Source organism: Bradyrhizobium sp. P3_C3, assembly GCF_056402655.1.
On record NZ_JBFUGY010000066.1, the window covers coordinates 18,894 to 28,711 of the forward strand.

A 9,818-nucleotide genomic window follows, 5' to 3' on the forward strand; every position below is an offset into this window, starting at 1 on the left:
TCCGGGGCCATTTGCGTCACAATGTCCTGTCGCGTTAGCGCGTCGCGGCGCCGAGGTCGGCGCGGCGTTCCGTCATCGGCAGCACGATCACCTTGGTGCCGACGTTGACGCGGGAGTAGAGGTCGGTGACGTCGTCGTTGGTCAGGCGGATGCAGCCGGACGAGACGTGCTTGCCGATCGTGTCGGGGGCGTTGGTGCCGTGGATGCGGTAGATGGTGCCGCCGAGATACATGGCGCGCGCGCCGAGCGGGTTGCCGGGGCCGCCGGCCATGTGGCGCGGCAGATAGGGCTGGCGGGCGATCATTTCCGGCGGCGGGGTCCAATCCGGCCACTCGGCCTTCTTGGTCACCGACTGCACGCCGGACCAGGTGAAGCCGTCGCGGCCGACGCCGATGCCGTAGCGAACGGCTTGGCCGTTGCCGAGCACGTAATACAGATAGGTGTTGGGCGTATCGATGATGATGGTGCCCGGCGCCTCACGCGTCGCATAGGAAACCGTCTGGCGGCGGAAGCGGGCCGGCATCTCGACCGCATCCTGATCCTGGGACGGCGCTGCCTGGTAAGGCGTCGCCTGATAGGGCTGGTAAGGCTGCGGCGCGGCCATCGGCGGCAGCGGCTGGAAGAAGGGGAAGAGTTGCACGGGCGCAGCCTTGGCCGGACCGGCAAATGCGATTGCGGAGATCGCCACGGCGCTGAGCGCAACGGCGCGCGAATACGTCTTGAACGTGTCCAGATTGATCATTGATCGCCCCTGTTTGATCGGTGTTTCGTGACCACCGCGGCACCGTTTCGGTGCTCCGTTGCCCAATTCACTAACGACAAAACGTTTCGGGAGCTTTGCGCGGAAAACCGAAAACGGTTTCATGGCGGAAAGGATTTGTTTCATGACGGTTTCGTGGCGGCGCGGACCCGTTAACCAACAAAACAGCGGGCCGACACTTCTGTGACGTCACACGCCTGAAATATCCGTGGTTGATGGTCCTAAGCCGAGAATCATCAAACTCTCGGGATTTCCCCATGCGGGTATTAATCGCGACTGACGCCTGGCATCCGCAGGTTAACGGTGTGGTCCGGACGCTGACCTCGCTGGCGAGCGCGGCCAAGGCGCTCGACGTCGAGATCGACTTCCTCACCCCGGACGGTTTTCGGTCCTGGCCGCTGCCGACCTATCCGGGCCTGCGCATCGCGCTGCCGAGCGGTAAGGAGATCGCGCGGCGGATCGAGAAGGCGGCGCCGGAAGCCTTGCACATCGCGACCGAGGGGCCGATCGGCTGGGCCGCGCGCGCCTATTGCCGCCGCAACCGCCTTGCCTTCACCACCTCCTACACAACGCGCTTTCCTGAATACGTCTCGGTGCGGACCGGTATCCCTGATGCCGTCGGCTATGCCGTGCTGCGCCACTTCCACGATGCCGCCGCGATGACCATGGTGGCGACGCCTTCGCTGCGGCAGGAGCTCTCCGAGCGCGGCTTCAAGCGGCTCGGCTTCTGGACGCGCGGCGTCAACACCGAGCTGTTTCATCCCGACGCTCCGGCCAAGCTCGACCTGCCGGGTCCGATCTTCATGACCATGGGCCGCGTCGCCGTGGAGAAGAATCTCGAAGCGTTCCTCTCGCTCGACCTGCCCGGCACCAAGGTCGTCGTCGGCGACGGCCCGCAGAAGGCGGCGCTCGAAAAGAAATATCCGGATGCCGTCTTCCTCGGCGAGAAGAAGGGCGCGGATTTGACCGCGCATCTCGCCGCCGCCGATGTCTTCGTCTTCCCGAGCCTGACCGACACGTTCGGCGTGGTGCAACTCGAGGCGCTCGCCTGCGGCACGCCGGTGGCGGCGTTTCCGGTGACGGGACCGAAGGACGTCATCGCCGATCATCCGATCGGCGCGATCGACCATGATCTGCGTACCGCGTGCCTGCGCGCACTCACCATGTCGCGCGAGACCTGCCGCAACTTCGCGCTGGAGCGCTCCTGGGAAAACAGCGCGCGTCAGTTCGTCGGAAATCTCACCTCACTTCAGCCCAGCCGCATCCTGCGCGCCTCGCCGGTCATGGCGCGGCGGCCGGTGCGCGGCTGATCTGCAACGTTTGACCCACAGCGAGAACCTCATCGATGGCTAAGATCATGAACCTTGACGGCACCCAGCAGCTCGACCTCACCCGTGGCACGGTTGAGCAGGCCTATGACCGCTGGGCGCCCGTCTACGATCTCGTGTTCGGCGGCGTGTTCGCCAAGGGCCGGCAGGCCGCGATCGCGGCCACCAACAAGATCGGGGGCCGTGTGCTCGAGGTCGGCGTCGGCACCGGCATCTCGCTGCCGCTCTACGCGCCGCATCTGCGCATCTTCGGCACCGACATTTCGGAAGCGATGCTCGACAAGGCGCGCCAGCGCGTCACCGAGGGCAATCTGAAGAATGTCGAGGGCCTCGCGGTGATGGACGCCGAGAAGCTCGAATTCCCCGACAATTCCTTCGACGTCGTGATGGCGCAATATGTCGTCACCGCCGTGCCGAACCCGGAAGTGGCGCTCGACGAATTCGCTCGCGTGCTGCGCCCGGGCGGCGAGCTGATCATCCTCACCCGCGTCAGCGCCGATACCGGCATGCGCCGCTTCATCGAGCAGAAGCTCCAGCCGGTGGTTCGTCCGCTCGGCTTCCGCACCGCCGAGTTCGCCTGGTCGCGTTATGCGAAGTGGCTCGCCGGTGCCAAGGGCATCGAGCTCGCCGAGCGCCGCCTGATTCCGCCGCTCGGCCATTTCTCGCTGGTGCGCTTCCGCAAGGTCGACGTCGCCAAGGCAGCCTGACCGTCACTCCTCATGGTGAGGAGGCGCGCAAGCGCCGTCTCGAACCATGGAGGCCCGGCTGATGCAGCTCGGCCTTCATCTTTCGAGACGCGTATTCCGCGCTTCTCAGGGTGGGGGGAGAGAGTAACCCGTGCGTCATCGCGCCGCTGCACATCGTCACATGACAAAATGATGATGTCACACGGCCTACATCGAATCCCTGTAAATCCAGAACCCGAAAGCATTTTGGGGGAGAGCATGATCAAGAATTATCTCGAGCAGCTGCGGATCCAGCGCTGGGACGACCATCGCTACTATCACCACAGCCGCATCAACCAGAGTCTGCACTTCGTCAGCGCGCTGAGCTTTCTCCTCGCCTATGTCTGGCTGTTCGTCGATCCCATGATCTCGGCGCTGGTCGGCTGGCTGGTCTCGATGACCTCGCGCCAGGCCGGTCACTTCTTCTTCGAGCCGCACGATTACGACCACATCAACCAGGCGACGCACGAGTACAAGGAAGACATCAAGGTCGGCTACAACCTTCAGCGCAAAGTGGTGCTGATGGCGATCTGGGCGCTGTCGCCGCTGGTGCTGGTTGTCGATCCGACGCTGTTCGGCCTGTTCACGCCCTGGGCGAGCGCGACCGATTTCATGCGGCAGGTCGCCAAGATCTGGCTGGTGATCGGCGGCGGCGGTCTGTTGTTCCGCACCGTGCACCTGTTCTTCATCCGCGACGTCGAGACCGGCCTGGTCTGGATGACCAAGATCCTGACCGATCCCTTCCACGACCTGATGCTCTATCGTAGCGCGCCGCTCGCTTTGATGCGCGGCGAGCTGATGGATCCCGGCCTGCACCTCAACCCCGAGCACACGCTGGGCTTGATCTCCGAGCCCACGCTCGAAGAGCAGCACGCCTGAGCGCGCTGTTCTCACACAACACTCCGATGTCTGATGGTTGCGTCATGCCCGGCCTCGTGCCGGGCATCCACGTCTTGGGGATACCTCTAAAGTGACTCAGTGGAGCCCAGCGCTCTCGTCACCTCGCCCCGCTTGCGGGGAGAGGTCGGATTTGCGCGTAGCGCAAAGCCGGGTGAGGGGGGCTTTCCGCGGGGGTGCTGCCAGCCGATCGTTCGCCAACGCTCACCGCGCGCGCGGAGAGTCCCCCTCACCCCGACCCTCTCAGCGCGAGCGTAGCTCGTCGCGGCCCCGCATCCGCCTTCGCCAAGGCTTCGGCGGACAAGGGCGGGGCGAGGGAGAAGGGCAGGCGGTGTTCGTGGCGAAGGGTGGAAGAGCCTCAGCGCCCGAAACGCTTGGCCAGCATCTCTTTCAAAATCTGCCGCTTGATATTCTTGTTGGTGAGCACGCCGTCGTGCCACCAGAAGCCGTCGGCCTTCATCTTCTCGGCCGCGCGGACGAAGCGCTCGGCGACCTCGGTGAAATCGGCGTCGGTGTAGTTCAGGCTGAAGATCAGCCGTCCGGTGCCGACCCAGCTCAGCGACAGGCCTTCGGCGCGCAGGTAATATTGCAGCATCCAGTTGTAGCGGGACGGGGTGGTGTACTTCACCGTCCAGATCGACGAGAAGTTGGCGAACCGCACCGGCAGGTCGGCATCGGTCATCATCTGGTTGAGCTTTTGCGCACGGCCGTTCCATGTGGCGTCCAGTCCGTCATAGATGGCGCGGAAGTTCGGGCTGGCGAGCCGGCTCAAGAACTCGTCCATCGCCGTCATGACGTAGGGATGCGAGTTGAAGGTGCCGCGGGCGAAGCAGATGTCGGCGGGACGATCGTCGCGGAAGCGGCGCATCAATTCCTTCTTGCCGCAGACGACGCCGACCGGCAGGCCGCCGGCAAGGCTCTTGCCGTAGGTCACCATGTCGGCCTTGACGCCAAAGTACTCCTGGGCGCCGCCGGCGGCGAGACGGAAGCCGACGAAGACCTCGTCGAAGATCAGCGCGATGCCGCGCTCGGTGCAGACTTCGCGCAGCTTCTTCAGCCACTCGGTATACGCCGCGCGGTCAAAGTTGCCGCCGCGGGAGGAATCGACCAGCGAGGAATCGCCGGGCGCGTTGCCGTTCGGATGCAGGCCCTGCAACGGATTGACCAGCACGCAGGCGATGTCCTTGCGCGTGCGCAGCACGTGCAATGTCTTCTCGGACATCTCGGCGAGGGTGTAGGTCTCGTGCGCGGGAATCGGATTGCCGACGCCGGGCTGCACGTCGCCCCACCAGCCGTGATAGGCGCCGGCGAAACGAACGAGATGCGTCCGCTTGGTGTGGTAGCGCGCAAGCCGCACCGCCTGCATGACGGCCTCGGTGCCGGACATGTGGAACGAGACTTCGTCGAGGCCCGAGATCTGGCAGAGCCGCTGCACATTCTCGAGGATGACGGGATGGTAGGGGCCGAGCACGGGGCCCAGTGCATGCGCGCGCTTCTCCGAGCCCTCGATGCACTCCTTGTAGAAGTCGTTGCCGAAGATGTTGACGCCGTAGGACCCGGTGAGGTCGTAAGAGGTGTTGCCGTCGACATCCGTGACGGTGACGCCGCTGGACGATTCCATGAAGGTCGAGGTGCCCAGATGCTCGCGGACGAGGCGCGAGAACTGGAACGGCACGCGGTAGGTTTCGGTGAAGTGCAGGTCGGAGATCTTTTCCGCCGCTTCCTTCGTCATCGCGCGGCCCTTGGGGTAGCGCTCGGCGTAAAGGCTGGCGAGGCGGAAGAAGGCGTCCTTGCGCTGCTGCACCACGTTATCAGGCGCGCCGTCGCAGCCGAAGTACTTGTCGCCCTCGAACTCGTAGAACGGGAGCAGCTTTGCCACCCGGCGCGACATCTTGGAGTGTCCGGCGAGCGACCGGTGCTTGGCGCGGGACAGTTCGATCCGCGCTTTGATCTTCGGGAAGGCGGCGGCAGCGGACGCTGCGGCGGCCACGGAAAATGAGAGAATCGGGAGTGTCGTTTCCATGACAACAAGCGCTAATACTGCGAGCTGACAGATTCATGACAGTCAAAGCCCTCATCGCCTCTTTCACCCAGCAGGAAGACCTCAACTTCCTGTTGACCAACCGCATCCCCCGCGCGGCCCTGACCCGCTTCATGGGCCGGTTCTCCAAGATCGAGAACCCGCTCGTCAGGGACTTTTCGATCGCGCTGTGGAAGCTGTTCTCCGACCTCGATCTGTCGGAGGCGCGCAAGACCCACTTCAAGAGCCTGCACGACTGCTTCACCCGGGAGCTCAAGCCGGGGCTGCGGCCCTTTGATCCAGACCCTTCCATTGTCGCCAGCCCCTCGGACGGCATCGTTGGCGCCCATGGCCGGATCGCCGACACCGAGCTGTTCCAGGTCAAGGGTGCGCCCTATTCGCTGCTCGACCTGCTCGGCGACTCCGCTCTCGTGGATCAACATCGCAACGGCTCCTTCGTCACGCTGCGGTTGACCTCGAGCATGTATCATCGCTTCCATGCACCTTTTGACGCGCATATCGAACGCGTCACGCTGATCCATGGCGACGTCTGGAACGTCAACCCGATCGCGCTGAAGCGGGTCGAGCGCCTGTTCTGCAAGAACGAGCGCGCAGTGATCCGCACGCATTTGTCGACCGGCGAAGCCGTGACGCTGGTGCCGGTCGCCGCGATCCTGGTCGCGAGCATCCGCCTGCACTTCCTCGACATGGTGCTGAACGCGCAGACTCGCGGCCCGGTCAATTTCCCCTGCGACGTCAACGTGACCAAGGGCGAGGAGCTCGGCTGGTTCGAGCACGGCTCCACCATCATCATTCTGGCGCCCGGCGATTTCAACTTCTGCGACGGCATCGGCGAGGGCACCCGTATTCGCGCAGGTCAAGCGCTGTTGAAGAAGAACTAGCCTTCAATCCGCCGCGTCGGCAGCCTATATCGTCGGCGGGCCGATTGGATCGACACGGAATCTTTTGATGGCGCGGGCGCCGGTGATGGCGGCGGGTGGTATTGTGCTGCGGCGTGGCGCGCCGCCGCTGGTTGCGGTGGTGCGCCAGCGCAAGCGCAACGAATGGGTTTTGCCCAAGGGCAAGCTCGACGACGGCGAGACGCCGAAGGAAGCCGCGCACCGCGAGGTGCTGGAAGAGACCGGCCACGATGTGGCCATCCACGAATTCCTCGGCACGCTCGTCTACCAGTCGGGAGGGCGCTCCAAGGTCGTGCATTTCTGGCGCATGGAGGCCGAGGGCGGTCCGGTTCGCAAGCTGATGAACGACATCAAGGCGGTGGACTGGCTGACGCTGGAGGATGCGCTCGCGCGCCTGTCGCGCGAATATGAGCGCGCGTTCCTGGTGCAGGTCGGTCCGATCGCGCTCGCGGCGGCCGGGCTTGAGCCTGCGCCGGTGCCCGAGCCGGCGCCAGCAACCGACGACATCGATGTAGCTTTGCAACCCCTGACACCAGCTGAAGCCGCCTCAGTCGACGAACTGCGTCATGGCCTGTTGCAGAAGGTGAAGGCCTGGCTGCGCGGCGAAGCGTGAGTTGTCTTCACGCTGCTCTGCTCGCGAGTTTGGAAACATCCGCGAGCTAGCAAGTTTGCGGGAGCCATAGTTCCCTCCAAGTCGTCATTGCGAGCGCAGCGAAGCAATCCAGAGTCCCTCAGCGGAAAGATTCTGGATTGCTTCGCTGCGCTCGCAATGACGGAGGAGAGGGCCGCGCACTCGACGTCGGCCCTCATGGTGAGGAGCGCGCACCGCGCGCGTCTCGAACCATGCGGCCCGACTGTGGCCTCGCCCTTCGAGATGCTTGCTTCGCAAGCTCCTCAGGGTGAGGGGAGGCACCGTTCACCGCCGCTCTTTCTTCTCCTTCGGAGCGGGCGCCGGTCTGCGCGGTGCTGCGGGACGTTGCGCGGCGGGGAGGCGCTGCTGGAATCCGCCCTGGGGCTGGATGCCGCCTGGCTGCTGAGCCGCGGGCGGCTGGCCCGGCTGCAATCCGGTGCGCGGCGTTTGCGGCTGCGGCGCCGTGCCCGGCTGCGACGGTACGACTCCGCCGGGCTGCGCCGGGGTCTGTCCGTTTCGCTGCGGCTGCGTCTGCAGCGCGCCGCCGGGCTGCGTGCCTTGTCCAGTACGCGGCGCACCTGCCGGCTGTCCCGCACCTTGCTGCTGACCTGGTTGCTGCTGGCCCTGTCGTTGCTGTCCCTGCTGTTGCTGACCCTGGCCCGCGCGCGGCGCGCCCGGCTGCACGGCGCCGCCTTGTCCTTGCCGCTGCGGCGGCTGCGCGCCCTGGCGGCCCGGCGTGCCCGGCTGCTGCTGACCCGGACGGTTGTTCTGGCCGGGCTGGCCGTTCGGGCGCTGCGGCTGCTGACCGGGCGCTGTCGTCGGCCGCAATTGCTGCTGCTGCGGTGGCTGGGTCGGCCGTGGAATGCGGCTGATCGCGGCCGGATTGGCGCGGCGGAAGTCGCGCTGCTCGGTGACGATCTGCCGGCCCGTGGTCTGCGCCAGATGCACCTGGCTGACGAAGCCGCGGTCGCGCGCGATCTGCTGCGGAGCGATCGTGATCGGCACGGCGGCAAAGCGCATGCCGCCTGTGCCTCCGGCGCCCGGGCGGATCGCAAAACCGCTTGCGGCCTGCGTCAGCGCGCCGAGTCGCGTGCCGCTGGTGCGGTCGTTGACCTCGATGTGGCCGACCCGGCCGTCGGCGTCGGGATAGAGCTTGATGTTGACGTTGTTCGCAGCACTGGCCGCCGCGCCTTCGGGAACGTCGACGACGCCGGTGGTGCCGCGAATGCCGAGCGTTGCGGTCGGCGTTGCGATCTTCATGTCGCCGGTCTTCGCCACGGCTGCCGCAACGAAGGCAACGGTGCCCTTGCCAATGTCGAAGATCGCCGAATTTTGCTTGCCGCCGTCCTCATAGACGTAATTGTCGATGGTGATCTTGGCGCTGGCGGAGAGGTTGAACGTGGTGGCGTCGTTGAAGGTGATGCCGAGCGAGGAGTTCGACGAGGTCTGCACGACGTCGTTGAGATAGATGTCGTCGCGCACGCGCAGCGGATAAGAGTTCCTGTCGCGGACCACGGTCGCGATCCCCGTCACGGTCGCGACGTTGCCGATCGGCTCGACGGCGGCAGGTTGCGCGTCCGTGGCGGGCGCAGGTGAAGCCGACGGCGTCGGGGAGGGGGCGGGCGTTGGCTGCGCCTGGGGCTGGGCCTGCGCAAGCTCGATTGCATCGGATGCGAGCGCCACGCTCGTGCCGGCCAGCGGCAACGCCAGCAACGGAAGCGCGAAGACGAAGCGGCGCCAAGCCACCATTGATGTCACGAGGAAGTCCCGGTGAGAACGCGAGGCGAGATCGGCCGATATCAGCTGGGATTAGCTGAATGGCGGATGAACATCTGTCGCATGGACGGGGCGAACGTTCAAACGACCTGCGATACGAGCGAATGAGCTCGGCCCTCTCCACAGCGTCATGGCCGGGCCTGTCCCGGCCATCCACGTCTTAACGCGCGCTACCGAGAATGTGGATGCCCGGGCCTTCGCCTCGCCGAAGCGGCTTCGGCCGCGCAGGCGGGACAAGCCCGGGCATGACGATCATTGTGCACCTGTCGAGGATGACACCTCCGGTGTCAGCTGACGCGCTTCCAGGTCTGGCCGCCGCAGAACATGCCGCCGAAGGCACAGCCCTGCACGCGCATCGCATTCGGGCCCTTCATCGCGATCGTGGAGTCGTAGTTGCGGCCGGAGTCGGGATCGTGGATGCGGCCGCTCCACTTCGCGCCGTCGGGCTTCATGTTGATCAGGATGCGCTCGTTGGACTTCATGGCGTAACCGCAGAGATTGGCGCCGCACTGTTCGACGCGGACATTGCCCTTGTTCTCTTCGGTCGCCCAGACGCCGATCGGCGTGTTGGCGGCTTGCACGGGCGCGGCGGCAACCGGCGCCGGAGCGGGCGCAATCGCGACCGGTGCAGGCGCGGCAACGGGAGCCGCGGCGGGCGCGGACTGCGCGGTGTTGTCGTAGGCGGCCGGAGCGGCGGCAACCGTCGTGGCGGGAGCCGCGGGGGCGGCGACAGCAGGCGCGGCCGGCGCGGCCGCCTGCAC

Annotated in this window: 9 protein-coding genes; 5 read left to right on the plus strand and 4 right to left on the minus strand. The window is 65.7% G+C overall.

The window, feature by feature from the left end; all coding sequences use genetic code 11:
* Window positions 1–34: 34 nt before the first annotated feature.
* Window positions 35–742, minus strand: a complete 708-nt coding sequence (locus AC1DW2_RS40135; protein WP_014492922.1) for a L,D-transpeptidase — start codon at window positions 740–742, stop codon at window positions 35–37.
* A 275-nt stretch (window positions 743–1,017) separates the two neighbouring features.
* Here AC1DW2_RS40135 and AC1DW2_RS40140 point away from each other — a divergent pair, with 275 nt between their 5' ends.
* The 3 genes from AC1DW2_RS40140 to AC1DW2_RS40150 all read left to right on the plus strand — a co-directional run bounded on the left by AC1DW2_RS40140 (window position 1,018) and on the right by AC1DW2_RS40150 (window position 3,692).
* Entirely contained in the window at window positions 1,018–2,070 is a 1,053-nt protein-coding gene (locus AC1DW2_RS40140; RefSeq protein WP_477008808.1) for a glycosyltransferase family 4 protein, read from the plus strand.
* A gap of 35 nt (window positions 2,071–2,105) precedes the next feature.
* A complete protein-coding gene (locus AC1DW2_RS40145; protein ID WP_231143181.1) occupies window positions 2,106–2,795 on the plus strand; it encodes a class I SAM-dependent methyltransferase in 690 nt (229 codons plus the stop codon).
* A 237-nt stretch (window positions 2,796–3,032) separates the two neighbouring features.
* A complete protein-coding gene (locus AC1DW2_RS40150; protein ID WP_477008809.1) occupies window positions 3,033–3,692 on the plus strand; it encodes a hypothetical protein in 660 nt (219 codons plus the stop codon).
* Window positions 3,693–4,068: 376 nt separating this feature from the next.
* Here the strand turns inward: AC1DW2_RS40150 and AC1DW2_RS40155 are convergent, their stop codons facing one another.
* Window positions 4,069–5,733, minus strand: a complete 1,665-nt coding sequence (locus tag AC1DW2_RS40155) for an aminotransferase class III-fold pyridoxal phosphate-dependent enzyme (protein ID WP_063981513.1) — start codon at window positions 5,731–5,733, stop codon at window positions 4,069–4,071.
* A 35-nt stretch (window positions 5,734–5,768) separates the two neighbouring features.
* Between AC1DW2_RS40155 and asd the strand changes: the two genes are divergently transcribed.
* Both asd and AC1DW2_RS40165 read left to right on the plus strand, forming a co-directional pair.
* Window positions 5,769–6,632 (plus strand): archaetidylserine decarboxylase, encoded by an 864-nt coding sequence (gene asd / locus AC1DW2_RS40160; protein ID WP_039153070.1) that lies wholly within the window; start codon window positions 5,769–5,771, stop codon window positions 6,630–6,632.
* A gap of 67 nt (window positions 6,633–6,699) precedes the next feature.
* Window positions 6,700–7,263 (plus strand): NUDIX hydrolase, encoded by a 564-nt coding sequence (locus AC1DW2_RS40165; protein ID WP_477008810.1) that lies wholly within the window; start codon window positions 6,700–6,702, stop codon window positions 7,261–7,263.
* 303 nt (window positions 7,264–7,566) lie between these two features.
* Here the strand turns inward: AC1DW2_RS40165 and AC1DW2_RS40170 are convergent, their stop codons facing one another.
* Window positions 7,567–9,030 (minus strand): FecR domain-containing protein, encoded by a 1,464-nt coding sequence (locus AC1DW2_RS40170; protein ID WP_477008814.1) that lies wholly within the window; start codon window positions 9,028–9,030, stop codon window positions 7,567–7,569.
* Window positions 9,031–9,344: 314 nt separating this feature from the next.
* The coding region (locus AC1DW2_RS40175; protein ID WP_477008811.1) for a DUF2147 domain-containing protein at window positions 9,345–9,818 on the minus strand (474 nt) is incomplete at its 5' end.

What these genes read in the sequence shown, in the direction of transcription:
- asd (WP_039153070.1), top strand. Translation starts at nt 5,769, where the DNA reads ATGACAGTCAAAGCCCTCATCGCCTCTTTCACCCAGCAGGAAGACCTC.
- AC1DW2_RS40165 (WP_477008810.1), top strand. Translation starts at nt 6,700, where the DNA reads ATGGCGCGGGCGCCGGTGATGGCGGCGGGTGGTATTGTGCTGCGGCGT.
- AC1DW2_RS40135 (WP_014492922.1), bottom strand. Translation starts at nt 742, where the DNA reads ATGATCAATCTGGACACGTTCAAGACGTATTCGCGCGCCGTTGCGCTC.
- AC1DW2_RS40150 (WP_477008809.1), top strand. Translation starts at nt 3,033, where the DNA reads ATGATCAAGAATTATCTCGAGCAGCTGCGGATCCAGCGCTGGGACGAC.
- AC1DW2_RS40155 (WP_063981513.1), bottom strand. Translation starts at nt 5,733, where the DNA reads ATGGAAACGACACTCCCGATTCTCTCATTTTCCGTGGCCGCCGCAGCG.
- AC1DW2_RS40170 (WP_477008814.1), bottom strand. Translation starts at nt 9,030, where the DNA reads ATGGTGGCTTGGCGCCGCTTCGTCTTCGCGCTTCCGTTGCTGGCGTTG.
- AC1DW2_RS40140 (WP_477008808.1), top strand. Translation starts at nt 1,018, where the DNA reads ATGCGGGTATTAATCGCGACTGACGCCTGGCATCCGCAGGTTAACGGT.
- AC1DW2_RS40145 (WP_231143181.1), top strand. Translation starts at nt 2,106, where the DNA reads ATGGCTAAGATCATGAACCTTGACGGCACCCAGCAGCTCGACCTCACC.